We start from the raw sequence: 25,770 nt of genomic DNA, 5'->3' as shown, positions 1-25,770 counted from the left end.
CGGTCTTGATCGTTGCGCACTCAGCCTTCCAGCAAGCTGTCACAGACTTGCACCTGTTGCCAGTTTTCCTTTTGACGCTCGATGAAGGTCACATGCTTTTCGGCGGTCTGATACGCGTCATGGGTGGCGCGGTCGCGGAAGATCACGTGCAGTGATACGTCGTACTTTGCGTTGACGGGACGGTCCAATTCCACGTCCCGCCGGCCGACGGCAAAGTCGACCACGCCGTCATGATCTTTCAAGTAGGTTTGGCAATCGGTGATCAAGCTTTCGACGGCTTCATCGCTGTTGTCTTTCAGCGTGAAGAAAACGTGGTGTGCCAGACGGGCCATGAATCAAGTTCCTCGGTGAATGGGATTCGGGGGAAGGTCGGCGGGACGGCGGCTATCGTAATGGAATTGATCCGGTTCGCGAGCCCCCGATGCGGGTCTCATCGGCCTCGGATCTGATGGGCTCGGAGCAGGCTCCCTCCGGGGCGTTTGCCGTCTGCCACCGCGACCCGTCGGCCGCTAAAGTGTTCGGCTGCGTCGACTCAGACGCCGTCGCGGGCGGACATTCTGCGGGAATGGCCCGCTTCCGCGTCCTGCGTCGAAAAGTTTTCGGGGCGTCCGCAGAGGCGTCGATGGATCCGCGTCGCCGCCAAAGCCGAACGGGTGCCCGTTGGCTCCGCTACTGGATCTGTCGTCGTTGGGAACGCCGGCCGGACCTGGCTTTTCGATGATCATTATCAACGCTTTCGGTGATTCGATGGCAGCAGCAAAGAAATCGCAGTCGAACCAAACGCCGGCCCAGCGGGTTGACACCCTTCGGCAAGAAATCCGACGTCTGGATCACCTGTACTACGTTGACGCGAAACCCGCCGTCAGCGATCTGGAATACGACCGGCTGGTGGAACAGCTAAAGGATCTGGAACAGCAACATCCGGAACTGCTGACCGCCGACTCCCCCACGCAACGTGTCGGCGATCAACCCGTCGAACATCTTCGCCAGGTCGATCATTCGGTACCGATGTTGTCGATCGACAACACGTACAGTCGCGACGAATTGAAAGCCTACTTTGACCGCACCGAGAAGTTGCTCGACGGAGAATCGATTCAGTGGGTGATGGAATACAAGATCGATGGGGTTGCCGCGAGCGTTCGCTATGAATCCGGCGAGATGACGCTGGCTCTGACACGCGGCAACGGCATGGTGGGCGACGACATCACGCACAACATGCGCACCGTGCGGGATCTTCCGCTTCGCTTGCGCGGTGACGCGCCGCCAGACGTGTTGGAGGTGCGGGGCGAAGTCTACATGACCAACGAGGATCTGGCGGATCTGAACGAACGCCAGGTCGCGGCGGGATCCGAGCCGTTCAAAAACACTCGCAACGTGACCGCGGGAACGATCCGGCTGTTGGACCCCGCCATCGCGGCTGAACGTCGATTGCGATTCTTCTGCCACGGCGTCGGGCTGGCGACGGGGATCCGCGCCGACAACCACATCGATTTTCTGTCCGAAATTGCCGGCTACGGCATTCCGGCGACCCCGGACGTGCAGGTGTTCGATTCCGCGGCGTCGGCCATGGAGGCGGTCGCAGAGCTTGAAGAATCGATGCCCGATCTGTCGTTTGAGGTCGACGGCATCGTGTTCAAGGTCAACGACTTTGCTCAACGCGAACGGCTGGGGGTACGCAGCAAGAGTCCCCGCTGGTTGATCGCCTACAAATTTGAACGCTACGAAGCGACGACAAAGCTGAACGACATCACGGTGCAGGTCGGAAAAACCGGCGCCGTCACGCCCGTCGCGCATCTAGAACCGGTCAACATCGCCGACACCACCGTCTCGCGTGCCTCATTGCACAACGCCGATGAAATCGAGCGGTTGGATGTTCGAATCGGCGACGTGGTGGTCGTGGAAAAAGCGGGGAAAATCATTCCCAAAGTCGTCCGCGTCGAGAAGCACGAACGCAGCGGCCCGCTGGAAAAGTTTGAGTTCCCCACGCACTGTCCCGTGTGTTCGACGAAGTTGGTTCGCGACGAAGGCGGCGTCTACATTCGTTGCCCGAACCCGCAGTGCCCCGCGCAACTGAAACAACGATTGATCTACTTCGGCAGCCGTCCCGGCATGGACATCGACGGTTTGGGGGAGGAAGTTGTCGACCTGCTGCTCGGCCACGGACTTATCCACGGCTACGCGGACCTTTATCGGCTGACCGTGGATCAATTGGCCGATCTCGATTGGCTCAAGCAACGGAAGGGAAAGGACGGTCAGTTGATCGATGTGCAGTTCGGGCGTCGCAACGCTCAGAACCTGATGAACGGAATTGACGAAAGCCGCGACCGTGGGCTGGCGCGGGTGCTCGCTTCGGTTTCGATTCGTCACGTTGGACCGCGCATTGCCAGCTTGATCACGGCCAAGTACCCCACACTGGAGAAACTACGGCAGGCTTCGGTGGAGGACCTGGCCGGGATTCACGAGATCGGCAACCGCATCGCCGAAAGCGTTCACGAGTTTTTGCACAGCGACTACGGTGCCGACACGATGGCGTCGCTGCAGGAGGTCGGGGTCAAGCTTTCCGACCCGGAGCCCGAATCGGACTCCGGCGATCGACCGTTGGAGGGCAAGACGTTGGTTGTCACCGGCACGCTCGCGCATTACAAGCGGGATGAAATCAAGAAACTGATCGAACAGCTTGGCGGTCGCGCGTCGAGCAGCGTCAGTAAGAACACCGATTACCTGGTCGCTGGTGAAAAGGCCGGCAGCAAGTTGACCAAGGCCCAAGAGTTGGGTGTCACCGTGCTCAGTGAAGACGACTTTCGTCAATTGGTCGAATAACCCCATTCACGCTGCAGCGCACGGCGGTATGTCGTCCAAACCAGGATCGCAGCCAGCACGATCGCGACCATCACGTGCAGCCAAACCACCCGCAGTTGCACCGGTTCGGACCAACTGGCGTGATCAGCAAACCATCCCAGGGCCCCCAGCCACACGCTCGGCAACAGCATCATCACGGTCGCGTAAGCAATCAGCACCCAGCCGCGACGGATGGCGAAGACGGCAGTGCTGAAAGCATAACACCACGCCACCGCGACCGGCCCAAAGCCAATCAGCCACGCGGATTGCTTTTGCTGCGTCGTCGGATCCGGAAACCAGAGCAGCAGCGCGGCAAGGATCAGCATCGGGATCATCGCGATCGATTGGTCGACCGCCAACGCCGCAAATAATTGACGAATCATTCTGGACCGTTGGACGGGACGTAGCGATTCCACCTGAAAAGTGCGGCAGCGTCGATACCAGACGTTCAACGGAAGAATCAATCCAATGGCGGACAGTTGAACCGCCACGCCGAACCAGGCCGATCGACGAAATAGGCTTTGCCCGCCGCCCAGCATCCCTTGAATCCCGACAAATACCAGCAAGAAGATCCCCACGAACAGCGTTACCGCCAGCGGTCGATACGCGTTGCCGATCCGCCACAATTTGGCTCGGTCCAACAGCCCATCGCCCTTGGGAAACTGGAAGGGTGATGACGGGTTTCCCAACCAAGACCGGCGAGGCGGCGATGAGAAAACCGCGCGACGCTGTTGTTGCGGGTCCCACGGCGACAACCCAGGCAATAGCGGAGACTTCTCCCGGACTTCCCGCGCCAGCGTCGGCAAGGCTCGGCATGCCCACCCCAGCATCAGCAATTCGCTCAACAAAACGCCTCCGGCAACCCAACCGAATGCTCCTCTCAGAAACCAAGCGGATTCGCCTGCGGCCGCTGGCGGCAGCGAGACGGGAATTGCGATCGGAAACCACAGCAGTGCCGCGCCACAGAGCCCCAGGAGCGTGAAGGCAATCCGGGTCGTGCGGAATGGCGATTGCGATGCGATCATGCAGGCAGGAATCAACGACGCGAAAACCAAGGCAAACATCATCGCCGGTAGCAAGGCCACGTCCACGAACCGCAGCACGCCGCCGGTGAGGAGTGCCGCGAGCAGCAGCGGAATCAACCCGGCCCATCGATGGGCTTGCTGATAATCCGGAATCAGCATGGACCGCTGGCCGACAAAATGCACCCACCACTGCAGCGTGACCAACACGCTGACCGCCGCCGTGAAGAACAAGCCCAGGGAAATCGCGTTCAGCGCCGAACGAGAAATACTGGCGGGGTACAGTCGCACGCCCGGCAATGTCGTCGACCGACGGTCCACGCCGGGTTCCCAGTCGGCATAGATGGTTTCAAGCGAAGGATGGTTGGCCAAGGCTTTCAGGCTGTCCGGGGTCAGTTTCAGGATTTGCGTGGAACCGGCCACGTTGCCTTGACCGGAAATTTGCTGCCCCGCGAATTGGTCGTGCACCCGCGTGGTGATGACCAACGTCTTCAGCTGCGGAAAATTGGCGATGCACGACAAACGCTTTGGCGTCATCCCATACCGATCGACGATCAGCGTTTGCAACCGGGTGCATGTTGACAATTCGTCGCCTTCTGACTCCAGCAATCTCGCCGGGATCTGCAACGAAACCAATCGTCCTCCGATGGTTGTCAGGGCACCATCCGGCAGCTCGGGGGCTTGCAGAGACAGAGCTTGCAGTTCCGGCAGCGATCGCAGCGACGCAAGCTTCTGCGATGTCAAATCCCGCGAGTTCAGTTCCAACGCGGTCAGGTTCACCAGCGGACGCAGGTCTGGGAACGGATGGTAGCCGTGGTCGGACAGTCGCAGTCCGGTCAGATCGGCGGGCTGCCGCGACGTGGACGCGGTGCCCCAGTCGGAAACGTCGATCCAGGTCCAGCCGCCGGGCGGATCGATTTGCGGGGCGATCCAACGGGCCCCACCTGCCGGTTGGACCGTTTGCAGCAACAGACCCAAGGACAGGCAAGCCGCGATCACCCCGATCAACAAGACCAGCGGTCGCCGCAGATAGCTGCGCCACACTTGAAACAATTGATGCCTCATGATCCCACCTCGGTCGCGACCGTCGACGGAACCTCCGCGGCGCCCGACCACTCCAGGAAAATTTCTTCCAGGTTCATGTCTTCGACGCGGACATCGCAATTCCAACGTCGATGCAATGCGTCCAGCAAACCCTGGTCAAATGACGCGACCGTCACGACGGCATGGTTCTGATGTCGGTCCCATCGAACCAGGCCGGGCAGATCCAGATCGGTTGGCGCACCGTCGGCGAAGTACAACCGCAACCGTTTACAGCCGTCCTTCAGTTCATCCAGAGGCCCAAACCAGGCCAATTTTCCGGCGCGGAGAATTGCGACGTGCGAAGCGATCCGTTCCAAATCCGAAGTGATGTGAGTCGAGAACAGGATGGTGTTTTGTTCCACTTCGACGCGGTCAATCAGCGTGCTCAGGAATTGACGCCGCGCCGAAGGATCCAGGCTGGCCACCGGTTCGTCCAACACCAGCAAGTCCGGGTGGTGACCCAGGGCCAGAATCACACCCAGCTTTTGGCGTTGTCCGACCGACAAAGCGCCCGTGCGTTGGTCCGGTGACAGTTGCCATTGGCAGATCAGCGATTGCACGTCGTCGGCACGCCAGTGCTTATAGAAGGCTCCCGTATAGTCGCACATCTGTTGCACGGTCATCCAGGGAAGCAGTTCCGCCTCTTGCGGAACGTAGCCCAGCCGCGACTTGGTCGCCGGGCTCATGTCCCAGGCGTCTTCGCCGAACACGCGGCAAACGCCTGCCGTGGGTCGCAGCAGCCCCAACAGGCACTTGATCAACGTGGTCTTTCCCGACCCGTTGGTCCCCAACAGCCCCACGATCTGGCCGGGGGCGATGGCAAGGTCAAGTCCGTCCAGAACGGCTTGGCCGTCAAACGATTTTTCCAAGCGTTCGGCCTGGATCACTGGAAGGTTCACAGCGGATTCTCCCGGAGGACTTTGCGGATCAGATCAAGGATCTGTTTGTCGGACAGGCCCAACTGGCGTCCGCGAACGATCGCGGATTCCACGCTGGGATACAGTTGCTTCAGCCGCTGGGCCGCGCTGCCGTCGACGGCGGGACGCAGGATTCTCATGCCTTTGCCGCGGACGCGTTCGACCACCCCGTCAGCCTCCAATCGTGCGTAGGCTTTGGAGATGGTCATCGGGTTGACGCCCAGTTCGGTCGCCATCGCGCGGACACTCGGCAGCATTTGCCCATCGTGCAAATGCCCCCCGACGATCAACGCCTGGACCTGATCGATGATCTGGCGATAAATCGGGATCCCCGAAGAGGGATGAATTTCAAACTGCGACGGCTGGACGGTCATTCCATGAATCCATGTGTATTGCTACAGTAATACACAGGCGACGCGGCGTGGTCAAGCGGATTCTTTCGGAGAAGATGAATCGGCCGCTGCGTTTACAGTTCGCCCATGTTGGCGATCGCGGCTCGGACGGCTGCGGCGGATTCCCGGAAGGCGGCCTGTTCCTGCTCTGACAGCGTCGGCCGCAGGACGCGGGTCACGCCGGCGCGTCCGACCACCGCGGGCAACGACAAACACACATCGCTGACTCCCACAAAGTCTTCAATCAGCACGCTCAGCGGCATCGTGTGCCGCAAGTCATAGGCGATCGAGTCAAGGATCAGCATGGTGGCCAGTGCGATCCCGTAGTTCGTGTGCCCCTTCAGTTTGGACACGCGGTACCCCATGCCCACGGTCTCGCGAAAGATTCGTTGGGCGGTGTCATTGCTGTAGAACCGTTCGCCACCGGTCATCGCCAGCGAGCTGGCGGCGAATTGGGTGTCCCCATGCTCGCCCAGGATGTAGGCGCGGATGTCGTCGGAGTGGATTTCCAGTTCCTTGGACAGCATTTCACGGTACCGGACACTGTCCAGCAGCGTGCCGGTGCCGATCACGCGTTGGGCCGGAAAACCGGACAGTTTCAAGGCAGCGTAGGTCAGCGGGTCAACCGGGTTGCTGACCATCACCAGGATAGAATCGGGACTGACTTCGGCCAGCCGCGGGATCCACTCTTGGACAATCGGAAGGTTCTCCGCGCCCAGATCCAACCGCGGCCGTTGCGGATCGCGATAGGGTGCCGACGCGGTGAAGACGATCACGTCCGACTCCGCCGAATCGGCGATGTCGCCGGCCCGGATTCGCATGTTGCTGTTCCTCAGGGCGCTGGCGTGGGAAAGATCCAACGCATCGCCTTCGGCTTTGTCTCGCGTGCGATTGAGCAGCAGCAGTTCGCTGGCGATCGGGTTCATCACATTGGCAAACGCGATCGCCGAACCGACGCGTCCCAGGCCGACGATGGTGATCTTCATCCGGTCCTCAATTCGTGGAACCCACAAAGGTTCGCAGGGGTGGTTATTCTCGGGCGTTCTGCACGGCTCATCCCGACGATCGGTCGACAGACTTTTTTGATGCAAGGAGCGTGTGCCGGCACGCATCTCGCATTGCTTCGATGCGTTGGACCTGCAGGTTGAAACGATCGGCGACGGTGTGTTCGCCCGCCTCCGCATGGCAGTCGCGCAGATCTTCGCACAACCGCAGCAACTCGGGGCAGTCTTCCGGCTGCGTCTTCAAGCGTTGCGACCAAGCCGACTTCAAGTGGCGGATCGCCGAAGGCAGGTCGCCCCGAACCCGATCCGCCGATCCCCAAAGATGATCGATCGCAGCCAACGATAAATGTTCCGCCGAAACTTCCGGCACCAGGTCTTGTCGCAGTTGCCGAAGTTGAAACTCGGCCGGCTCGGTGGAGCCGGTGGCAATCTGGTAGGCCGCGCTGACTTCATCCAACGTGCTTCGGGCGTAGGCGTTGCGGCGATAGGACCCGCGAATCGCGTTCTCCGCAATGCGTATTTCCGCTGCGGCGTCCTCCAGCCGTTGCTGTCGGAGATACAGACCGGCAAGATTCAAGCGATACTCGGCGGTCATCACGTGGGCTTCGCCAAACGCGTCGACCAGATGGCTCAAGGCCGACCATGTCAGCTCGCAGGCCTCATCCAGCAATCCCAACTCTCGATGGTGGATCGACTCCAGCAACAGCCCGAACGCGGTCTGGCGCGGGTGGTACTGCAGCGCAGCCGTTTGTCTTGCCTGGCTGAGCAATGAAACGGCGTCGTGATAGTTGCCCGTTTCCATCTGCAGCAACGCCAGCAGTTGATGGAAGGTGGCCGAAACCCGCCCCGGATCTCCGGTGAACCGAACGGCGTTTTCATGCGCCGACTGCATTTGCTCAAGCGCTTCGCTGTACGAGCCATAGCTTCTCAGGGCGCTGGCGTAGCCCAATTGTTCATTTGCCAAGGAGCCATCGTTGTGCGGTGACGCTTCGGCGGCGAGCAACAGCGACCGGTGCGTTTCGACGCTGCGGCGAAGCGACCCGCAAGACTCTTCGTGGTAGGCCATCAAGCGGTTTCCTTCGCGCATCTTCTCCGGCGGCAGGGACCACCAGACCGAACTGCCGTACAGGCGGTCGAACGTCTGCTTGACGGACACGTAGTCGCCGATTTGGATCGCGATCAGGGCGTCCGCCAGCAGCGATTCAACCCACAGCCATTGCCGGTCGCGGGAGTCCGTGTCGGGTTCATTCCGGTCCGAGGTGGGCGGCGGCGAGTAAGCGTTGGTGGAGCCAGCGGTTGGCGGCCGCGTCCCGAGGGTGGATTCGGCACCGCCGAAGATTTTTCCAGCGGGTTGGGCCGTTTCATCTGCGGGCCCGACAAATTCGGTCAGTTGCTGCAAGAGCTGACGCCCGGTCTGGGCTAGCGCGGGCGTGTGGCAAGCACCGCCGAGCGTTTGAAAGACCTGGCGCAGTGCCGCGGGTTGCTGCGCCGGATCGGTTTTTCGGACGAACGCCACCAATTGTTCCATCGCCTGACGCGGCGCTTCCGAGTCGCCGCTGGCGGCTCGGCACAAGATCTTCTCCAGCCTGGCGGCGATCTCTGACTGTGGAACCGGCCGAAAATCCTGGTCGATCAAGGCGAAGGCATCGCCCAGTCGTCGCTCCGCGTCATCGAATCGTCCCTGGAATCGCAGAATCGATCCACAGGCTTGGCCGGAGGTGAACTGAAAGGCCTTGCGGACGGCGTCGTTGCGGATCCGCCCGGCGTCGGTTCCCAGTTGCGCAAAGCCGGCCAGGGCGGCTTCGATCCGCCCGCTTTCCCACAGATGGACCGAGCGATGGGCCAACTGATTCAAGCGGTTGACCCGATGGGACCGATAGGCGGTCGCGACCACGACCAGCCCCGCGACGGAAAAAATCGCAATTTCCAGGGTCCCGAATTCGAACATCTTGACCGGAGGCGGCTGGCGGAAACAGATCAGGGCCAAGTTTATCAGAACCCGACCAATCGGCAGCGACCTTGCAGGCGAAGTCGACGAATATCCGCCGCCCGCGTGCCATCCCGCAGGCCACGTCGGACGCGAGCGGCGGGGGTGGGAGGCTGAGGATTCTGTGCCCAGCATTGGGGCGTGGCGGCTGCGACTCAGGCACACCAACCGCCGCGCCGGCGGCGGCGATGCCAGTCGACGAACCTCGACCGCAGCGAGGAACTCTTGTGGTTGGATGCCTTTGCGAGGCGGCGCGAATTCGCTAAAGTTCCCCCTTCGCCGAGCCGATCGAAGCTCCAGCGATCCCACCAGGCGGCATAGCTCAGCTGGTTAGAGCAGCGGAATCATAAGACCAGCTAGCAAAACTCTAAATGCGGTTTCGCCCCGCAATTTGCGGCACTTCGAAGTCTCAGGCACCGCTGAAAAAGCCGTTGTAAACGATGGAGCCGGGCAGTGTTGTTGTATTTGTTGTACAACTCGATATAGCCGCCCGGATAACCCGGAATCGCCTCACTGCCACGCCCCTTCCCCCCTTCGGTTAGATGGTAAAACCCGTACTCCAGGCGATGGTGCTTGCTGACCACGTCTACCAGGACAGGCAATCCGGAAAGCACATCATTGCCGGTACTTTCACGCAAATTCAGTTGAGGCAGCCGCCCAAAGTTACTGAAGAGGTTCAGGAGGACGGAGAAAAGAGGAAGCGGTTTTCCGGGCCAATAGGAGGCATGGGGTCGCCGTACCTGTACCTCGCGTTCACTGGGCTACGCAATTCGCAGCAGTTTTGCCTTCAACTTGTCGATCTTTCCGATGCAAAAGTACTGATGGAGTACCCTTTCAAGTTAGAATTTGAAGATCCGGTTGCAATCGCCGAAGTCAGTCTTGGAATGCCGCATCTACAGTTAGCGATGCCGAGAAAGTCCGGAAGTTATTCGCTTGACCTGATTTGGTCTGACGAACAAATAGGGTCCTGGCGTATTGAAGCGGTTGCTGACCCTGTCGAACATAGCGGTGAAAAAAATGATTCATGAAGTCGTTTCACATAACGAGATCCCGGTTTTTGTTGAGCCTGGTGTGCGGCGGCACGTCTTTCAGGCTCTTCTTACCCCCGATGAGGAATGTGGAGGTTACACGATTTGTGCCCTGCATTACCCCGGCGTTGTTAGCGAGGGCGAGACGCTCGAAGAGGCAAAGGAGGGTATCTCGGAAGCGTTCTTGGCGATGCTAGAGAGCCGGGTGGCTCACGGGGAATCAATGATGTATTCGGATTTGCCAGTCGTCGAGCAGGAAGAAAACTCGCGAGTGATCCGAATAGTTGTTGATGGGTAGTAGGCCGCAACTCAATTTTCGCCAAGTGGCAAAGAAGCTCAAAAAATTCGGCTTTGATAAAGACCGGCAACGGGGCAGCCATGTGGTTTTCCGGAATGAGACTTCGAGTCGCACGACCACGGTTCCAGACCACGGCAAGAAGCCGCTCAAGACGGGCACCCTAAAAAGCATCATCGAGCAGGCAGGTATCGACGCTGACGAGTTCTGGAAAGCGTAGGGGCCCAACAAGAAACCGGCGGAGCAACAGTTAGCCCGGGGGCAATCGGGCTGGTCGTCACTCCGCCGGCAATGGCGATTAGAACCGCTGGGTTCTGCCTCAGTCAATCACCGCATCGGGCTTTGATGCGAGCCAGACAAGCAAATCCCGGCAGGCTGAAAACATCTCCGGCGGGTTCTTGGACTTTTCGAAAGCGTTCCGAAGTCGCTGCATCGCTGGCTTGCTTACGATGCCACGGTTACGAAGCTTCAACGGCACCGACTCGGGCTTAGGCTCCGAATCCGGCTTTCCGCTCGCCCGTGCCCATGCGAGCCGCAAGAGGGACGCTAGGACGCTTCTCGCAATCGGCACCGCATCCTTCGGTTGCTCCGTCGCCAACAGTTCCGCCGCTTGCAACACGTCGTAATAGTTGGCCAGTTGGGTCAGGGTCAGAACCGGGTGCGGCTTTTGATGAGTTAGAGCATTCATGCGACCGCCTCCACGGGACGAAGGGCACGAAGCTCGGCAGCCATTGACCAGATTTCATCTTCGGTCGGGTCGTTGGGCTGACGGTCAGGTGACTCATCCAAGTGCCACAGCACAATCCGCAGCAATGGAAGGTCGCCTTCGTCGATGGCTAGTCCTTTGATGCCAGGAACGCCCACGTAGCCGTCAAGCTCGCCCTGATTAATCAGAGACTTGATTCGGTGGGCTTTTACGCTGGAACGCTTTTCCGCGTCCGAGATAGACAGGTAAGGCATAGGTGCCTCCCGTGTACAGATTTTCTGCACACATACGCGAGCGGCCAACTACCCGTTGCAAACCTGCTCGCCGGGGTCACTACACCCCAACGAGAGGCCGGGCCCTTCCACTCCGACCGATTCGCCGGAGCTGTAGCCCACGAATAGTTGGCCGCTCGCATTTTCAAACTTGTCCGAAAGATGGTGTAGTGAGCCTCGGGGCATTTAGAAGCCGCCGGAGGGTGTCAGCCACGCTTGCAGGCACAGCCGACCGTTCCAGTATCATCCGACCGGATTTCCGGGTCAACCTCGGATGTTCGCCCCACCATCACCGCCCCGCCTCGGTCGCCGCCCATCCGGCCAGCCCTTGCGAATTTCCTCCCATCGCTGCCGAGAGTATTCGCTGACGACGATTCGCCCCTCCTGAATCGCCAGACACATCTCCCGGATTTCCTCGGGGGTCGGTGGCTGTTCCCTGGGGTCGTCGTCGTCGTCAATCACTATTTCACCAACTCCACCCGGAAGGTGTCGTCGCTCTGGCTGGTGTCGGTGTCGGTGTTGTCAGCTACCCGTTTGACGTTCCTGGCGATGTTCTCGACCAGCTTTCGCATCTCCCGGGGGCCGTTCTGAGTCTGTCCACGGGTCAGCAGTCGGGACTCAACGCCGGTGGTCTGGTCCTTCTCGCTGCCGCCCTTGGGCTTGGAGCCGCCCAACTGCAACGCCAGGTTGCCGAGTCCATTCGCCCCGCCGTCAGCCGTCAATCGCTCGGCGAGGTTCCGTTGGTACTCGCTTCCGATTTCGACCGCCAGTTGTGCGAGCCTTGATTTCATCTCCTGTTCACCTGCGGTCAGATTCCGCATGGCGATTTCCGGTAGTGCCTTCGTCTGGGCTTCGAAGCCTTCCAGTAGACTCCGACCGGCAATCTCGCCAATCTCGTTCATCAGTCCACCGATGCCGCCCTGTAGCCCGTTGCGGATGGCTTCAACCACCGCACGGATGATGTCCGCCGCATTGGTCATTGCGTTCTTGATGACCGTCACTGTCCCGTTGAAAACATCGGTGATGATGTTCAGCCAGTTTTCAGCAAACCAGTTCAGGTAAGTCGGGATGGTCGTGATGAACGTATGCTTGACGTCTTCGACTATCCCCGTCATCGCAAGGTTGATTTTCAGTTTGATAAACTCCCACACCTTGCCGAAGTTGGTGATGATCGTTTCGGCGAACGCCAGGACGGGAATCAACTCGCCTTGAATCTTTTCAATGAGTGCCGACAGTCCGTTGTTGATAAACACGCGGACCGGTGCCAGGGACTCGCCTACAACCTCCAGGAAGTCGCCCCAAGTGTTGGACAGCCTCTCCGCACTACCGGCCGCCTCGTTGGCTCTGGACGCCTTCTGAGCCAATCCCTTCTCCGATGCCGCCAGGACAATCGCCAGCTTCTCTTCGTCCGTCTTGGCTTGTCTCAGTTGGGGCAGGAACTCGGCGAAGGCTTCGGTGTTGCCGTGGATAGTCTCATTCACCTTCCGGAGCGAGTCTTCCAAGCTTGCCCCGGTCGCTTCACTCATCCCGATAGCCGCACGGGTCGCATCCTGTAGCTGTTCGTTGTTGATGCCCAACATGGATGCCTGCTTCATCAGCCCCAGCGTCACCTCATCGCCCACGTTCGCCAGATCTTGCAACTGAGAAGCGAAGGCGGCATGTTGCTCGACCGTTGGCCCCATCGCATCGCCGTTAAGCTCGAGGGCTTGCGTCAGACCCCGCACGGCTTCCCGTTGCGTATCGAAGGCTTCCGCCGCATTACTGACGACTCGGAATCCAGCCGTTGTCACCTTCACCGCAGCGAACGCAGCCAGCAGGGGTTTCAGGGTCGCTTTCAGCCCCTTGAACGCACGGTCCATCTTCTCGGTGGAACGCTCGGTGCGTTTGCTCATTGTCTGGATGTTGCGTGTCAACGCGCGGGTTTGACCACTCACCTGTTCCAGGATTCGCGTGGCTTGGTCTTTTGCTCCGACGACGATCTCATAGTCACTGGTTGCCATTGGTTAGTTTCCTTTGTTGACGGCTGCGGTAATCACTCGAATCGCCGTGAGCGTCTCCCGCTCGGTTGCGTGGTCATCGTGGAGGACTTCGTAGCACAGCTTCAGGGACCGTTCCTGTTGCTCTGGCGACGTTTCCCAGCCCTGGTTGATTGCTCGCTCAATCATTCGCATCTCGCCCCGACGATGGAGCCCTGATTCAGTTCGCATAGTTCTCGCCCCAGCCCCACGGGGGTTTTTCTGATTAAAAAACGCCGGACTTTGTCTTAGATTTCTGCACGAAAACCAAAACCGCAGAGGGACGATTGACCGCAAAGAACCTAAAGCCGGCAGGGGTGGGTATGGGGGCGGCAGCTGCGGGGAGAAACCAGTCCGCAGCCGCCGCTTACCCAGCCCACAGCAAGGAGTCGTCACTGCACGTAGTGGTCAAGCAAGCGTTCCAACTCCGACCACTCTTGCTCATACATCTTCTTGGCTTCTGCCAGTTCCCGTTCAAGCTCGGGGATACGCTTACGCTGCTCGGCAAGGTACTCGCCCCACTTCGGCGTGACCCGCATCCGACCGTCCTGGCCGAGGGCAACGTAGCTCGGACTCTTCAAGCGAATCAGGTCAAGTCTATGGCTGTCGTTGGTGTCCCAGTTGCAGTAAGTGTCGATGCACTTCAGCTCACTCTCCAGAGCCATCACGTCAGCACGTGTGGAGGCCTTGATGTGGCGTTTGCGGGAGTTGTATTCGCTCCGCACGTCAGCCCGTAGCATCTGCTCATTACGCAGTGACTCAACCGCCTGTTGCGTCTCATCGAATCGACGTTGCTTGGTTTCGGCATCACGCTCCATCGCTTGCAATTGCTTTTGCAGTTTCTCGATTTGCTCCTGAAGCTCTTGCCCCTTGGTCTTCAGCAGTTCCGCGGCATCGTTCGCAGCCGCTTCCAGTTCGTCACGCTGTTGCTTGGTCCCGCTGATTTGCTGAAGGCGGACAACGTGGTGCATCCGTCGCCGCTGCCGCTTCAGCTCCTTTTCGTCCCAGCCGCATTCGGAGGTGAAATACAACACCTCTTCGAAGTCGGGCTCTCCCTCATCCACAACGATGGACCGCAGGATTTCGTCAGCTCGTTCAAACTTCTTTTTGGTGGTCGTCGCCATTGGTTCGTCCTTGGTTAGTTGGTGTGTGTTGTTTGAAAAGCCCCGGGGCGGTGCATGTCCAGGAAGAAAAGGAACCAGACCGCAACGACGCCCCGGGGCCGCGAGGATTACCCGTCGCCATACATGGCGTGGACTTGCTTGGCGAACATGTAAACGTCCACCGCTGTTTCATGCTCGCCGATTTCCTTCATCGCCCGCCGTGCTGTCCGCTCATCGCAATAGGGCAGGGCTTCAGCCGACGATACGGTCTTGGCTTCGCTCCAGCGTCCCAGATGAACTTCGTAGTGGCTTTCAGCAGGGTCGCAGGTCGTTTGCCATCGCTTGGCGATCGCTTCGCCTGGCGTCTCGGCAGTCGTGACGAAAGGCGGATCCAGTGGGTCGCAGCCCATCACGTAGAGTTTCATCGTCGCCGTCCCTGGTTGGATTCCTCAATCATCCGTTCACGCAGTCCAGGGTTAGCCCTGTTGACCGCCTGAACGGCTTTGGGACGTGTCAGCCCCTCGCGGACCAGTCGATTGATTTCAGCTCGCCAGGTGGCCGCTGCGGAGCTCAGAGAGGCAAGGGAGTGGGGACCATAGCCGCCCATTGCCAGGGGACGATTGCCCCGGGCTCTTGCGCGGGCTTGTTCGGTTTCTTGGGCGTCGTCGGTTTCCTTCATTGCGGCGAGCTCGGTTTGCAACTCGGCAATGCGACCCTTGAGCCATTCGTTCTCAACCTTGGCATCCTTGTAGGCTTGCTCGCCAACCTCTTCCTCGGTCATCTCCTTTTCGATGCACCTGACAACACGGTCGTCTTTCATGCGGGGGAACGTTCGGCGAATCCATTGGATGTTGGCGGGCTTCATGTTGGGCTCCTTGCCGGGGGTGAGGTGATCGTCAGTTGGTGGTGATTGTCGCATGACAACAGGGGCATTCAATGATCTTGTTACCAGACGTAGTAACAGGAAAAGAACGCTTGGCGGTGTCGTTGCATTTACCACACTTCAACCATTGCGTCCGCCGTAGTCCCGATGTCCTGGTGCGGTAGACTTTCCACTCGTGGTCGCATTCATCATCCGTGGTTGTCATCTCGCCTTTCTCCGCTTCCGTGGTTGCTTCTGACACGTCGTCAGAATCGCTTTGGTTAGCTCCATGGCTTCCGAGTCATCCCCGCTAACGAATGACCGCAGCGAGGCGTCTAGGTCGCTTACCGGGACGCTGAACAGTTGATAGTCACCGCCGTCGGTCTTTCTCAAAACGAACACCGATTCCGAGTCCGCCGAGTGACCGGCGAGAATCTTCTGACGCTCGCTTAGCTCAACTAGGGTCATGCGTGCCAGTGGCTGCGGGTCACTGGTTCTCGCCATCTTCCGCCGCCCTGCGTTTGGATTCTTTAACCATGAACCGGACGATAGCCCCCATGCTGTCGGTGATGCGGTGCATCTGGTTCGTTGCTAAGTTGACGTTGACCACGATTTCGGATTCAAACCAATGAACTAGCCGTGTGTAGTCCTCGCATTGGATGGACTGGAGCCGTTCGTCAGATAGCCACGCCTTCATCGTGTCCAGCTTCCGTTCGATGTCATCCAGGTCGATTTGTTCGCAATCCATTTCGGATACTCCTTTCATGGCGTTGGTTGGTTACTGAGTTTGCGACCGAAGGCGGTCCAGCGAAGCGACCGGACCGACCCGTCGTAATGTTCTGTTCTGTATGGGGTGCACTGGAGTGCACACTAGCGTGCACTGGGGTGCACCATCCGACGCACTGGAGTGCACCATTAAATCGGGGGGCGGGTATTTTCATTTGCCACCTCACCGGTGATTCGGTGTTTGCGTGGAATCGGTCCCTTGTGCTCCTCGGTGATGGCCACGACGCCGAGTTCAATCAGTTCATCGAGGACGTATTGAGCTCGCCGGCGTTTGATGTTCACCGCATCGGCAATCCGCCGTGTCGATACCTGGAACGCTCCACCCTGCCTCGCATGCCGGAAGCAAACGAGCAGGACGGCAACGTGGGTGCTGGTCGGCAACGTCGGGGCGATAACGTCAACAATCCGATTCAACTGCTCGAACCGCCGTTGTGACTTCCGCTTGGTCATCCAGACGCCTCCGCAAACGGATTGTCGATGCCGTTGTTGAAGTCATCGAAGTCGCCTTCGTATTCGTTGACCACCTCGGCGGGGCTGAACAGCATTTGCGGACCGTTGAACAGCACGTCAATGCTTCGCAGTGGCCCGTTGCGGTTCTTCACGTTCCGCAACTTCATCGGGCGAATGGCGGGCTTGTCGTCGTCGCTGTCGTACTCGGTCGCCTCATCGAGCATGTAGGCGGATGTGCCGCTGTACTCGATTGACGACGTATCCCGGAATGATGAGATGTCGCTTTTGCTGTAGCTCATTCTGTTCACCGCAGAGACGGCGATTACCGCCCACCCTGCCTCGCAGAACCGCCGAGCCGTTGCCATCGTCGCCAGCCCCCTGTCCGCCGCCGTGGCGTCCATTGGTCCGAACAACTGGACGTAATCCAGCAACAGCAAACCGGGCTCATTGGATGCCTTCATCATCATTTCAAGGTCACCCAATCCAGATAGCTCCGGCCGCAGAAAGCCGACGCGTTCCAACACGGTCCGGAATCCATCCAACTTGGACAGTTCATCCCGCTGATAATCATTCAACGTGTTGAACCGGATGGCGTTGAAACTGACGCCAGCCAACATCGCCAGCCGCCGCTTCAGTAGCGTTTGCGGTGTCACCTCCAGGGACGCCACAACGGCTCTCAGGTCGCTTTCGTTGGCGACCGCATCGTAAACCGCCTGCATCGCCAGAGCGGTCTTGCCGCGTCCAGGTGGAGCCCCAATCACCGCCATGAGCCCCGGACCGATTTCGATACTGGGGAACGCAACCCCGCAGTTGAACAGCTTGTCTCTCTTCTCGGCAACGAGGTCCGCGACAACCTGGTCAAATAGATTCGCACCGTTGAACACGTATGGTGCCGTGCCTAGTTTGTCACTGCGTTCCTCCATCCAATGGGTAAGGAACTGAGACGCCCCGCCAACCGCTGCATCAAAATTGTTGATGAAGTTGCTGATTTTGGGGTCGCTGCATTGGATTCCGTCGCCGTTGTCATAGGGGATGGCTCCCTTTTCCAACGCTTCGTCGAAGATTCCAAAGTAGGTCCGCCGAGTCATCTCTTCGGATGGGGTGTAGTTCATCGCCGCCCCTCCATCACGAGTGACCGAGCGTCATCCCATTCGGTCCGGGCATCGGTGCTCCGCCGTTCGCCGAGATAGATTGAAACGACAATCATGGCGAGCTGTTGGGCGAGCGTTCCGGGCTCTCCCTTCGCCGGCTTTGGCTTTGCCGGCTCTTGATACTCGGGTATCATTGGGGTTCCTCAAAATCGTCCGTGGTTTTGATGCCCGCCGGCTGTTGCTTCCAGCCGAGCGGGCTTTTTCGTTAGACCCACTCCCGCTCCGGCGTGACTGACGCCAGCCGTTGCCGAGTCTTCGGTTGCTGCTTGTTGGACCGCCGCTCTTCGAAGGCTTCCACTTCGTCAGCTGGCACAATCCAGGTCTTGCGGGTCTTCGTTCCGATGTTGATTGCCCGAAGCTCCCCCATCGCAATCAGATTTCGCACGTGGTCGATGGAACACCCGCCCCACCGCTCCGCCAAGCTCGGCACACTGAATCCCTTTTTCATTCGTTCACTCCTGTCAGCCCATGAAAAAAACCGCACCGCCCAAAGGCGATACGGTCTTTCTATTCATCCAGAACCGATACAAAAGACTCAGAAAGCCCGACTGTCCTCGGCTGTCCTAAGGTGTCCTAGGTTCGGGGCTTCTCAACCAGTTTTTTGTTGTTGTCGATTGCCCAAACGTTCGTATCACACCACTCCTGAACCTCCCCGAGTGATGCCGGAGCCGTCGGAAAATCGTGGCTCGCCCGCCATCGCCGGATGCTCCGGGTGTCGGTTTCGAAACATCTCGCCCAGGTCGGGTCTTGGTACCGGGGTTCCGCTGGCGGTCCTTCGATGTCGTGGACCCACTTTGCAACCTCGGGCATCAGTTCATCCAAAACATCGAGCCGTTTTTCGGTTGTTCGCCGGCTTGCTGCTGAATGCTTGCGGGAGATTGTTTGGAGCGTGGTTGCGTCCCGACCGTTCCGCTCAAAATCAAGCACCATCACGGCGATGACGTCACCCAAACGGTCCAGGTGCGAGTGTTCGTCCTCACTCGCTGTTGAATCATTCTCGCACAGCTCCCGCCATTGCCCCATCCATTCGGTGAGCATGTCAATTGATTCGGGGGTGTTCATGCCTCATCCTCCGGTTCACGCACAACCACGGTTCGGCAATCAGGCGGCAGCGTCATCGCAACGCCGTGGTAGCGTCCAGTCAGGAACCAACGCCGGATGAACTTACAGACAGCCCGTACACGCTTTCTGCCGTCGGCCGGCAGTTCCCCGTGGTCTTCGACGTAGATGGCGTCAATGGAGTCGTCAACGTGCCCCATGATGCGACGTGCCGCACCAAGGTCCCGGGCTTTGTTGGCAATGGTCCGGTGAGTGTGGCGGACAGCGTAGAACGAAAGACCGGTGCGGTAGACTCCGGCTTTTCTGGTCAGCTTGGTGAACGCTTGGCTGATTGCATTGGTGCGAGAGCCGTCTTTCAGCCAGGGACCCTTGTATTTGGTGATGAACACCCGGTCTGCCAGCTGGTCGTCTTTCGGCTTGTATCGGGAATCAATCGCCGCCTTCAAGGCTTCGACCGTTTCCGGCCACAGCCAGGCGTCCCGGTCCATCCCGGTTTTCCTCCGAGCCCCTGAAATCCACTTGCGGCGAAAGTCGATGTCGCTGATTTCCAGTAGGTGGCAATCCCGGTTCCCGAACCCGCAGTTAATGGCGAGCAGGGTCATCGCTCGTAGCTGGGGGCAGGCATGGCGGAGAACTAGATGAAGCTCCCTTGCTGTGAACATCTTCTTGCCCTTCGCCTTCCGCTCCAGGCGTTTCAGCCGCCGCGGCTGCATCCCGTAATCGGGACCCACGTTCACCCGACCGAATCCAGACTGTGCCGCCCAATTTAGAACCGCACGCACCATCCCGATTTCCCGGTCGATGGTCGATGATGCCCCTTTGTAGGTCGCCCGCAGGTTCTCGAAGTCTTTCGGGGTCAGCGATTCGAAAGGGCGGTCACGCCCCACGTAGGACGAGAACCGTTTGACCATTGCGTGGTAGTCTTCGAGCGTCCGGGGGTCCAGTTTGCCCTGAACCACCTTCTTCTGCTGGGCGTCCATGTAGGCATTGCAGACAGCCCGAACACTCACTCGCTTTTCGTTCGGGTCGAAGCCCGCCAGGGCGTTCTGGTATTTCCTTAAAGCCTCGTCATGGTCCCGTCCGAAATACCTAATCTTCCCAGCGAGGCGGGCACAGTACTGTCCCGTTGCGTGTGGGGTGAGCGGGCTTCCCTTGATTTTGGGAGGCTTGGAGCGGACAGACTTTCCGCGTACACTTCGTGCCGTCATCTACTGGTCCTCAAATCGAGTAGGTGGCAGCCGGAATCGGTGTGACAGCACCGGTCCGGCATTTTTGCTAGCCTTTGTTGTACAAGTTGTTGTACACGCTCGAAAGAGGGCGACGCAAAACCCCGTAAAAAACGGGTTCGGCGGCATAGCTCAGCTGGTTAGAGCAGCGGAATCATAATCCGCGTGTCGGGGGTTCGAGTCCCTCTGCCGCTACTTTGCAGAATGCCCTGAGATTCCGTGTTTCTGTGCGGTTGTCAGGGTTTTTTCATGCGCCGGTCGGTGTTCTTTCGGTCATCCGACCGGCTCTCGTTCGAACCGACTATTGCCAGCTCTGATTGAGCGTCGGGCCCAAGGACTTTCGTTACTGGCGGGCCGAATCGGCACGCTCGACCCGATCAAGGGACGAAGACGCACTTCGCCGGCTTTCCAAGAGCTCTGGACTGGCAACGGCGCTCAGGCTGTTGCGGCGGTCCGGTTGCTGCTCCGCCGGTGCGTTCGATCCCGCTCAGAACCGTGAGACGCCCGCGACTGAATGGGTGACGGACTCGTTCAATGGCTTGGGTGCCAATGGCTTTTGTGGGGCGAGACGATCGGGGCTCGTGACGAGCATCCGAGTAATCTGATCTTTCGAGCGATAACCGATTACTTTCCCAACGACGGTTTCACCACGCAAGAAATAGATCGTGGGAACCGAGCGATGGGAGTACTTCAGCTTGTCGGCGTCTCTGTCGATGTCCAGGTGCTCCACCTTGTAGCCTTCCTGCTTGAGCGTTGCCAGGACCGGCTTGAGTCTTTGGCAGGGGCCACACCAGGTCGCCGAGTACACGACGATTCGATCGGCTTTGTGGTCGCGGACCGCATGCGGTGTTGGCGTAGGCACGACTTGATTTGCTGCGTTGACGGTTGTTGGTTGACGGGGAACGACGTCTTCAGCGATTTGGTGCGAACCGGCGGCTGAGGCTGACGCGATGAGGGCCATCAGATTGCAGGTGATTGCGAATGCGAACTTCATTGGAAAACTCCTTCGTCGGATATTGGATTCACTGGGACATTCCCCCCATGCCGTGATCCCCCATGCCGTGATCCCCCATGCCGTGATTCCCCGTGCGATGGCTGCAGAATGAGCGCGGATCGATCGCAATCCCGGTCGGCAGCAATCACCCGATCAAACGTGTGATCGTCCAGCGAAAGTTCCGAGCGGAGATTTGATTTGTTCAAGCGCGAGCGAAACCGACTGTCGTCGCGGTCAACCGGGCGCGGCCCGGGCGCACACTGCAACCTCAAATCTGATGTTGCGTGAAGCTGCCTCTCATGGTTCGTGGTCAATTCGGTAGCCTGGCGATCTCGGGGAGACCCATGGCTTTGCGTCCCGACTTCGCAGTCGGTTTGCCTTTCTCGTTGCCTTCGCGAGGCGACAGAGGAGTGATGAAAAGAGTGGAAGCAAAGCATGGCTCTGCTCAATCGGAAAACTACTATGTCAAGCGACGATGTCAAACCAATTGAAAGATTGCCATGGGGTTACAAGATCACTTTGTGACGTTTGATTCGGTTCGATCCCTCTCGTCGCTGACATTGGATCCTCCTGCCGGGCATGCGTATCCGTACAGTTCAATGGCTCTGCCGATCGTATTCTGAGCAGCATGTGGAAAACCACATGTCCACTCGATGCACGCGCGCCTGCGACGCAAGCAATCGGTCAACGGGTCAAGCTCGCTCGCGACGACGCTGCGCGGCGGCCCGGATTCCGCTAGGATTGGATGCCAAACCAGTCAATCAAACAGGTCAGTCGAGATTTGACGCAGACGTTGGAAGGGAAGATGCAATGAAGCGATGGTTTCGGTCGTGGATTGGTTTGTCGGTTCTCAGTGCGTGGTTCGCCAGTGCATGTTCCGCATTGCCCGCCCAAGATGCTCCCGAGGTGCCGCGGATCGACAGCCTGGTGATTCTGGAGCAGCAGCCCGCGGAATCGGATTTGAACGTGATTTGGTTCGACGACTTTGACAGCGCCGAACGGCAATCGCGTTACGCCGAGAAGAGTGGCGATCTAGTGGACCAGCCTCGATTTGGCGGACGTGGAAGATCGCTCCGGATGAACTATCCGAAGGGAAGTCGCGGGATCGGTGGTCGCAAAGTTTTCTTTGGCGACTCGCCCACCCACCGCCCCCACGTCGTTCGTGCCGGGGAAACTTTCAACGATGTCTACTGGCGAATCTACGTGAAGCATCCTCACGATTGGGAGGGAGGCGGTCCGGCAAAACTTTCTCGAGCCACCAGCTTGGTGCCCCCCGGCTGGCGACAGGCAATGATTGCTCATGTCTGGAGCAGCGGCGAAGCTCTCACCCTGGACCCCGCCTCGGGAGTCCGAGAGAGACGTGTCGTGACGACCAAATACAATGACTTTGACAACCTGCGTTGGCTTGGAAACAAGCCGGCCTCGCGTTTTAAATTGCACGGCAGCGATGGGGCCGGATGGTGGGTTTGTGTCGAAGCCCGCGCGCGTCTGAATACACCTGGCAAGAAAGACGGATTGAACCAGTTGTGGATTGACGGCCGGCTGGAAGCAGAACGAAGGGATCTCGATTGGCGAGGGGACTTCGACGAACGCGGAATCAACGCCGTGTTCCTGGAGGCCTATTGGAACCAGGGATCGCCGGTCGATCAGGCTCGCTGGTTCGACAATTTCATCGTCTCGACGAAACCGATCGGTCCGGTCGTCTGCTCAAGAAACCCCGTCCTGATCAAGACACCTTATCGGGGACCGGGAAAACAGCGGGCGTGGCAGGTGGAACTCGCGGTTGACAGTTTGGGAGAGGACGTTGTTTGGAAGTCTAAACCTGTCGAATCGTCCGATCGACTGACGATTGACGCTGCGACGGGAGCATTCACAGATGCGTCAGAATCAAAGGGGCAGTTGGATGCGGGACGGGTCTATCATTGTCGGGTTCGTCAGCAGAGCGACGCCGGACTCTGGTCCGCGTGGAGCCCCTGGCATCAATCTTTTGTGACACAGTGAGCGAGTCGGACTGATGGTCGAAAGTGGACAACGAATGGCTTTGCGCATCGCGGGGATCATGCTGATGATAGCCGTAAGCGGTCTTTCGATGACGGTTGCAGCCGACGAGGCGGGATCCGACACGCAACCAGCCGTTGATGAAAATCAATTGCTTCGCGTCGCCGCGGTGCAAACCAAACCAAGAATGATTGACTGGCGTCTCAGAGATCCTCAGCAAGTACTCGCTGCGGTAGACAAGAACTTGGTCGCACTCGAATCCATCGTTGACGACGCGGGTGACCTGGGGTGCGACGTCCTGACTTTCCCCGAGGATACTCTTGGCCTGCTGAACTGGCACGGGATGAACGAGCAACTCGCTCCGGAGGTGCTTCCCGCCGCGGTGGCGCGAATGATCAATCGCTTGGGGAAGGCCGCGGAGAAACACCAGATGTACCTCGTTCTATGCAGTGACTTGGTCGAATCGGACGGTGACACCTACAACACGGCTTTTCTTCTGGACCGCGCCGGGAAAGAGATTGGTCGGTACCACAAGGTGTGCCCCACCTGGAGTGAGGCGGCGTCAAGGAAGCGTGGCCAGTCGTTTCCCGTTTTCCAAACGTCCGATCTGGGGACGGTGGGGATGTTGATTTGCTACGACCTTGTGTTTCCGGAAACGGCCAGATGCCTCGCCTTATCCGGTGCGGACATCATCTTTTTCCCCACCATGGGCGGCGGAGCGGTGGGTGACGGAGACATCGGAATGCAGGCCTTGCGCGTCCGCGCGGCAGAGAATCATGTTTATCTGGTGGTCGCGTTCCGGGGATCGGGAGCAATGGTGATTTCGCCGCGAGGCGAAATCCTCTCGCGAGCGGAAGGGCCGGACGGAATCGTGTACGCCGACATCAATCCGTCCCAAGGCCGCCGGAGCGGCGATGCCATGAACATCCAGAGCGACATGCGGGCCAGGTTGTTTCGTGAACGCAATCCATCCGCGTTCGCGATGCTGACGGATCCCCACCCTCCAATTCTGGACAAGGTGCCGATTGAGATTTCTCAGCAGGAAGCGGGACGGATCGCATCCGAAGTCCTGACGATCGGCGAAGAAGAGTTCCGTCAAGCGGAGTCGCTAGTGCGGGCGGAAAAGACGGCCGAGGCAATCGAGGCCTTTGCCCGCTTGCGCAAGAAGTACCGCGGCAGTTGGATCGATCGAGTAGCCCAAGAACGATTGACCACCCTTCGAAACAAGTGACGCTTGGACCCATCCGCAATTTGCTCTAATTGGTGCCAGGCATCAATAAAGTCAATTTGGTGCCATCCACCATTCTTCTATCCACTTTGAAGGAGCAACACTCAACCAGATCATCCATTCGTAACCCTTTGTGAGCTATTGGCGGGTAGAGAACGGACCTCGCCCAAGGACTGGCCGGGCAGGTGATACCCGGGACGGGCACGACGGCTTTGATCCGCAGCGTTGATCCGCAGGGCGATGCTAAGACGGGCATGACTTGGTGCCAGGCAGCAGATGGTGATTATTCATCTGGCACCACTTTTCAATCGATCGGTCAGCGGGGGCATCGGTGATTGTTTTCGTCTTCTTTTTCACCGGTTCTCCGTAGCAGACCTTGGAAATCCTCGCTTGGGAGTGTGCTTTCAGAGTTTTCCGCACACTCCAGCCCGACCGAATGAGGACCGAAACAATGCTTTCCGCCAAACGCATAATGCCAGCGTTGTTGTTGTTGGCAGGTTTCTATGCCGCGCCGACTGCACAGGCCCAAACATCAATGCCGCTTTACACGACCACCTACTGCGTCCAAGTGCAATGGTCGTTTTGGCGAAGCGGAGGTTCCTACTGGTCCACCGAGTACGAAACAAGTGATCTCGGCGACGCGCAATTGGTCTTCAATCTGTTTGAGTCCGCTTTTGAGAACGGTACTCTTTGCGAGATCCTCGGCTGTGACGTGACGAGTTGGGTCCCAGTTGATGTTCGACTCAAAACCGTCTACGAATGGAACTTCTATCCGGTCGCGACTCGATACGCCAACGTGACGAAGCTTTACACTTCGAAGTAGCAACACGCAACCAGATCACCGAGTTGGTGCCAGTCACCAGATCGCCTCGTCATTTGGTGCCAGGCACCAGCTTGAAATCGGATTGCCTTTCCCGCGCCCGTCTCCCGACGAAGCTTGGACGGGAATTCGTAGCCCTTTGTGAGCTATTTGGCGCGTCGAGAACGGACGTTGCCCACGAATTTGCCGGGCAAGTAATACCCGGTACGGGCACGATGGCTTTGATCTGCAGGGCGATGCTAAGACGGGACAAAGCACTCGGCGGCTTGCCGGTGCCCTTTGACCCAATGGCGGCCGGTGGATTCTGCAAACCGTGCCATGCTGTTCGGTGAACCCACGCAACTGCTGCCGCCGAAGTAACGCTGGAAGTCCCAAACCAGATCCCGCCACATCGACAGGTCGATTCCCAGCCTGGACACTAGCTCTCGCAGACCGGGCGGTAGACGACGACCGCTGCCCTGGAAGTTCTGCTTGGCTGTCCAATTCAACAGGCCCAGGTAGTCGCCAAGCGACACGTCCAGAAAGCCTTTGTCA

The 25,770-nt window shown here is 58.8% G+C and carries 27 protein-coding genes, 1 tRNA gene, 1 pseudogene and 1 riboswitch; of the genes and pseudogenes, 8 read left to right on the top strand and 21 right to left on the bottom strand.

Annotated elements, in window-relative coordinates; all coding sequences use genetic code 11:
- Positions 1 to 20: 20 nt before the first annotated feature.
- Positions 21 to 332 carry a Dabb family protein gene (locus FYK55_RS10330; protein WP_150076346.1) on the bottom strand — a complete coding sequence of 104 codons (312 nt, stop codon included), beginning with the start codon at positions 330 to 332 and terminating at the stop codon, positions 21 to 23.
- A 415-nt stretch (positions 333 to 747) separates the two neighbouring features.
- Here FYK55_RS10330 and ligA point away from each other — a divergent pair, with 415 nt between their 5' ends.
- On the top strand, positions 748 to 2,820 hold the full coding sequence (gene ligA / locus FYK55_RS10325; RefSeq protein WP_390621723.1) for an NAD-dependent DNA ligase LigA: 2,073 nt from the start codon (positions 748 to 750) through the stop codon (positions 2,818 to 2,820).
- On the opposite strand, the gene FYK55_RS10320 is transcribed toward ligA, so the two are convergent.
- From FYK55_RS10320 to FYK55_RS10300, 5 genes are all read right to left on the bottom strand, one after another.
- Positions 2,805 to 4,925, bottom strand: coding sequence for a hypothetical protein (locus FYK55_RS10320; RefSeq protein ID WP_150076344.1), 2,121 nt, complete (start codon positions 4,923 to 4,925; stop codon positions 2,805 to 2,807). The genes ligA and FYK55_RS10320 overlap by 16 nt on opposite strands.
- Complete coding sequence (locus FYK55_RS10315; RefSeq protein ID WP_150076343.1) at positions 4,922 to 5,842, bottom strand: ABC transporter ATP-binding protein; 921 nt, start codon at positions 5,840 to 5,842, stop codon at positions 4,922 to 4,924. Before FYK55_RS10315 ends, FYK55_RS10320 begins: the two co-directional genes overlap by 4 nt.
- A complete protein-coding gene (locus FYK55_RS10310; protein ID WP_150076342.1) occupies positions 5,839 to 6,234 on the bottom strand; it encodes a GntR family transcriptional regulator in 396 nt (131 codons plus the stop codon). The genes FYK55_RS10315 and FYK55_RS10310 overlap by 4 nt, the downstream gene beginning before the upstream one ends.
- 92 nt (positions 6,235 to 6,326) lie before the next feature.
- Positions 6,327 to 7,238: a lactate/malate dehydrogenase family protein gene (locus tag FYK55_RS10305; RefSeq protein ID WP_150076341.1), complete on the bottom strand. Its 912-nt coding sequence runs from the start codon at positions 7,236 to 7,238 to the stop codon at positions 6,327 to 6,329.
- Between the two features lie 67 nt (positions 7,239 to 7,305).
- Positions 7,306 to 9,243, bottom strand: a complete 1,938-nt coding sequence (locus FYK55_RS10300; protein ID WP_150076340.1) for a hypothetical protein — start codon at positions 9,241 to 9,243, stop codon at positions 7,306 to 7,308.
- A 542-nt stretch (positions 9,244 to 9,785) separates the two neighbouring features.
- On the opposite strand from FYK55_RS10300, the gene FYK55_RS10295 reads away from it, so the two are divergent.
- Genes FYK55_RS10295 through FYK55_RS10285 form a run of 3 tightly spaced genes read left to right on the top strand, consistent with a single transcriptional unit; the run spans position 9,786 to position 10,786 of the window.
- The gene (locus tag FYK55_RS10295; protein WP_150076339.1) at positions 9,786 to 10,271 is read left to right on the top strand and encodes a hypothetical protein; all 486 of its coding nucleotides are present in this window, start codon (positions 9,786 to 9,788) and stop codon (positions 10,269 to 10,271) included.
- Positions 10,252 to 10,569 (top strand): type II toxin-antitoxin system HicB family antitoxin, encoded by a 318-nt coding sequence (locus FYK55_RS10290; RefSeq protein ID WP_201743677.1) that lies wholly within the window; start codon positions 10,252 to 10,254, stop codon positions 10,567 to 10,569. The genes FYK55_RS10295 and FYK55_RS10290 overlap by 20 nt, the downstream gene beginning before the upstream one ends.
- Before the next feature lie 25 nt (positions 10,570 to 10,594).
- Positions 10,595 to 10,786, top strand: a complete 192-nt coding sequence (locus tag FYK55_RS10285) for a type II toxin-antitoxin system HicA family toxin (RefSeq protein WP_201743676.1) — start codon at positions 10,595 to 10,597, stop codon at positions 10,784 to 10,786.
- Between the two features lie 99 nt (positions 10,787 to 10,885).
- Here the strand turns inward: FYK55_RS10285 and FYK55_RS10280 are convergent, their stop codons facing one another.
- The 13 genes from FYK55_RS10280 to FYK55_RS10215 form a co-directional block, all read right to left on the bottom strand.
- Entirely contained in the window at positions 10,886 to 11,254 is a 369-nt protein-coding gene (locus FYK55_RS10280) for a hypothetical protein (RefSeq protein WP_150076338.1), read from the bottom strand.
- Complete coding sequence (locus FYK55_RS10275) at positions 11,251 to 11,526, bottom strand: hypothetical protein (protein ID WP_150076337.1); 276 nt, start codon at positions 11,524 to 11,526, stop codon at positions 11,251 to 11,253. The genes FYK55_RS10280 and FYK55_RS10275 overlap by 4 nt, the downstream gene beginning before the upstream one ends.
- 479 nt (positions 11,527 to 12,005) lie before the next feature.
- The gene (locus FYK55_RS10265) at positions 12,006 to 13,544 is read right to left on the bottom strand and encodes a hypothetical protein (protein ID WP_150076335.1); all 1,539 of its coding nucleotides are present in this window, start codon (positions 13,542 to 13,544) and stop codon (positions 12,006 to 12,008) included.
- A gap of 3 nt (positions 13,545 to 13,547) precedes the next feature.
- A complete protein-coding gene (locus tag FYK55_RS28975) occupies positions 13,548 to 13,709 on the bottom strand; it encodes a hypothetical protein (RefSeq protein ID WP_161604414.1) in 162 nt (53 codons plus the stop codon).
- A gap of 242 nt (positions 13,710 to 13,951) precedes the next feature.
- Positions 13,952 to 14,683 (bottom strand): OmpH family outer membrane protein, encoded by a 732-nt coding sequence (locus tag FYK55_RS10260; RefSeq protein WP_150076334.1) that lies wholly within the window; start codon positions 14,681 to 14,683, stop codon positions 13,952 to 13,954.
- A 107-nt stretch (positions 14,684 to 14,790) separates the two neighbouring features.
- A complete protein-coding gene (locus tag FYK55_RS10255; RefSeq protein WP_150076333.1) occupies positions 14,791 to 15,087 on the bottom strand; it encodes a hypothetical protein in 297 nt (98 codons plus the stop codon).
- On the bottom strand, positions 15,084 to 15,527 hold the full coding sequence (locus FYK55_RS10250; protein ID WP_150076332.1) for a hypothetical protein: 444 nt from the start codon (positions 15,525 to 15,527) through the stop codon (positions 15,084 to 15,086). Before FYK55_RS10250 ends, FYK55_RS10255 begins: the two co-directional genes overlap by 4 nt.
- 484 nt (positions 15,528 to 16,011) lie before the next feature.
- Positions 16,012 to 16,272: a hypothetical protein gene (locus FYK55_RS10240; RefSeq protein ID WP_161604413.1), complete on the bottom strand. Its 261-nt coding sequence runs from the start codon at positions 16,270 to 16,272 to the stop codon at positions 16,012 to 16,014.
- A gap of 167 nt (positions 16,273 to 16,439) precedes the next feature.
- Positions 16,440 to 16,760, bottom strand: a complete 321-nt coding sequence (locus FYK55_RS10235) for a hypothetical protein (RefSeq protein WP_150076329.1) — start codon at positions 16,758 to 16,760, stop codon at positions 16,440 to 16,442.
- A complete protein-coding gene (locus tag FYK55_RS10230; protein WP_150076328.1) occupies positions 16,757 to 17,872 on the bottom strand; it encodes a DnaB-like helicase C-terminal domain-containing protein in 1,116 nt (371 codons plus the stop codon). The genes FYK55_RS10235 and FYK55_RS10230 overlap by 4 nt, the downstream gene beginning before the upstream one ends.
- Positions 17,873 to 18,116: 244 nt before the next feature.
- Complete coding sequence (locus FYK55_RS10225) at positions 18,117 to 18,359, bottom strand: helix-turn-helix domain-containing protein (protein WP_150076327.1); 243 nt, start codon at positions 18,357 to 18,359, stop codon at positions 18,117 to 18,119.
- Between the two features lie 125 nt (positions 18,360 to 18,484).
- Positions 18,485 to 18,973 carry a hypothetical protein gene (locus tag FYK55_RS10220; protein WP_150076326.1) on the bottom strand — a complete coding sequence of 163 codons (489 nt, stop codon included), beginning with the start codon at positions 18,971 to 18,973 and terminating at the stop codon, positions 18,485 to 18,487.
- On the bottom strand, positions 18,970 to 19,980 hold the full coding sequence (locus FYK55_RS10215; RefSeq protein WP_161604412.1) for a tyrosine-type recombinase/integrase: 1,011 nt from the start codon (positions 19,978 to 19,980) through the stop codon (positions 18,970 to 18,972). The genes FYK55_RS10220 and FYK55_RS10215 overlap by 4 nt, the downstream gene beginning before the upstream one ends.
- Positions 19,981 to 20,317: 337 nt before the next feature.
- Here FYK55_RS10215 and FYK55_RS10210 point away from each other — a divergent pair.
- A tRNA-Met gene (locus FYK55_RS10210) sits at positions 20,318 to 20,391 on the top strand.
- 292 nt (positions 20,392 to 20,683) lie between these two features.
- Here FYK55_RS10210 and FYK55_RS10205 read toward each other — a convergent pair.
- Entirely contained in the window at positions 20,684 to 21,190 is a 507-nt protein-coding gene (locus FYK55_RS10205) for a thioredoxin family protein (RefSeq protein ID WP_150076324.1), read from the bottom strand.
- Between the two features lie 314 nt (positions 21,191 to 21,504).
- A riboswitch (cyclic di-GMP riboswitch) is annotated at positions 21,505 to 21,579 on the bottom strand.
- A gap of 421 nt (positions 21,580 to 22,000) precedes the next feature.
- Here FYK55_RS10205 and FYK55_RS10200 point away from each other — a divergent pair.
- The 3 genes from FYK55_RS10200 to FYK55_RS10190 all read left to right on the top strand — a co-directional run bounded on the left by FYK55_RS10200 (position 22,001) and on the right by FYK55_RS10190 (position 25,239).
- The gene (locus FYK55_RS10200; RefSeq protein ID WP_150076323.1) at positions 22,001 to 23,191 is read left to right on the top strand and encodes a hypothetical protein; all 1,191 of its coding nucleotides are present in this window, start codon (positions 22,001 to 22,003) and stop codon (positions 23,189 to 23,191) included.
- 64 nt (positions 23,192 to 23,255) lie between these two features.
- The gene (locus FYK55_RS10195) at positions 23,256 to 24,419 is read left to right on the top strand and encodes a nitrilase-related carbon-nitrogen hydrolase (RefSeq protein WP_161604411.1); all 1,164 of its coding nucleotides are present in this window, start codon (positions 23,256 to 23,258) and stop codon (positions 24,417 to 24,419) included.
- 469 nt (positions 24,420 to 24,888) lie between these two features.
- On the top strand, positions 24,889 to 25,239 hold the full coding sequence (locus tag FYK55_RS10190) for a hypothetical protein (RefSeq protein WP_161604410.1): 351 nt from the start codon (positions 24,889 to 24,891) through the stop codon (positions 25,237 to 25,239).
- A 236-nt stretch (positions 25,240 to 25,475) separates the two neighbouring features.
- Here FYK55_RS10190 and FYK55_RS28970 read toward each other — a convergent pair.
- Positions 25,476 to 25,770, bottom strand: a pseudogene (locus FYK55_RS28970) (hypothetical protein); the annotation flags it as partial.

It is taken from the genome of Roseiconus nitratireducens (assembly GCF_008629675.1).
Classification (GTDB): domain Bacteria; phylum Planctomycetota; class Planctomycetia; order Pirellulales; family Pirellulaceae; genus Stieleria; species Stieleria nitratireducens.
The sequence above is the reverse complement of the archived record's forward strand: the minus strand, read 5'-3'. Positions and strand labels throughout refer to the sequence as shown.

Bases quoted from the DNA above. Each gene is read 5' to 3' on its own strand.
- FYK55_RS10220 (WP_150076326.1), bottom strand. From the start codon at position 18,973: ATGAACACCCCCGAATCAATTGACATGCTCACCGAATGGATGGGGCAA.
- FYK55_RS10190 (WP_161604410.1), top strand. From the start codon at position 24,889: ATGCCAGCGTTGTTGTTGTTGGCAGGTTTCTATGCCGCGCCGACTGCA.
- FYK55_RS10225 (WP_150076327.1), bottom strand. From the start codon at position 18,359: ATGAAAAAGGGATTCAGTGTGCCGAGCTTGGCGGAGCGGTGGGGCGGG.
- ligA (WP_390621723.1), top strand. From the start codon at position 748: ATGGCAGCAGCAAAGAAATCGCAGTCGAACCAAACGCCGGCCCAGCGG.
- FYK55_RS10265 (WP_150076335.1), bottom strand. From the start codon at position 13,544: ATGGCAACCAGTGACTATGAGATCGTCGTCGGAGCAAAAGACCAAGCC.
- FYK55_RS10330 (WP_150076346.1), bottom strand. From the start codon at position 332: ATGGCCCGTCTGGCACACCACGTTTTCTTCACGCTGAAAGACAACAGC.
- FYK55_RS10205 (WP_150076324.1), bottom strand. From the start codon at position 21,190: ATGAAGTTCGCATTCGCAATCACCTGCAATCTGATGGCCCTCATCGCG.
- FYK55_RS10200 (WP_150076323.1), top strand. From the start codon at position 22,001: ATGAAGCGATGGTTTCGGTCGTGGATTGGTTTGTCGGTTCTCAGTGCG.
- FYK55_RS10230 (WP_150076328.1), bottom strand. From the start codon at position 17,872: ATGAACTACACCCCATCCGAAGAGATGACTCGGCGGACCTACTTTGGA.
- FYK55_RS10260 (WP_150076334.1), bottom strand. From the start codon at position 14,683: ATGGCGACGACCACCAAAAAGAAGTTTGAACGAGCTGACGAAATCCTG.
- FYK55_RS10195 (WP_161604411.1), top strand. From the start codon at position 23,256: ATGATAGCCGTAAGCGGTCTTTCGATGACGGTTGCAGCCGACGAGGCG.
- FYK55_RS10320 (WP_150076344.1), bottom strand. From the start codon at position 4,925: ATGAGGCATCAATTGTTTCAAGTGTGGCGCAGCTATCTGCGGCGACCG.
- FYK55_RS10295 (WP_150076339.1), top strand. From the start codon at position 9,786: ATGGTAAAACCCGTACTCCAGGCGATGGTGCTTGCTGACCACGTCTAC.
- FYK55_RS10310 (WP_150076342.1), bottom strand. From the start codon at position 6,234: ATGACCGTCCAGCCGTCGCAGTTTGAAATTCATCCCTCTTCGGGGATC.
- FYK55_RS28975 (WP_161604414.1), bottom strand. From the start codon at position 13,709: ATGATTGAGCGAGCAATCAACCAGGGCTGGGAAACGTCGCCAGAGCAA.
- FYK55_RS10275 (WP_150076337.1), bottom strand. From the start codon at position 11,526: ATGCCTTACCTGTCTATCTCGGACGCGGAAAAGCGTTCCAGCGTAAAA.
- FYK55_RS10305 (WP_150076341.1), bottom strand. From the start codon at position 7,238: ATGAAGATCACCATCGTCGGCCTGGGACGCGTCGGTTCGGCGATCGCG.
- FYK55_RS10250 (WP_150076332.1), bottom strand. From the start codon at position 15,527: ATGAAGCCCGCCAACATCCAATGGATTCGCCGAACGTTCCCCCGCATG.
- FYK55_RS10240 (WP_161604413.1), bottom strand. From the start codon at position 16,272: ATGGATTGCGAACAAATCGACCTGGATGACATCGAACGGAAGCTGGAC.
- FYK55_RS10235 (WP_150076329.1), bottom strand. From the start codon at position 16,760: ATGACCAAGCGGAAGTCACAACGGCGGTTCGAGCAGTTGAATCGGATT.
- FYK55_RS10280 (WP_150076338.1), bottom strand. From the start codon at position 11,254: ATGAATGCTCTAACTCATCAAAAGCCGCACCCGGTTCTGACCCTGACC.
- FYK55_RS10255 (WP_150076333.1), bottom strand. From the start codon at position 15,087: ATGAAACTCTACGTGATGGGCTGCGACCCACTGGATCCGCCTTTCGTC.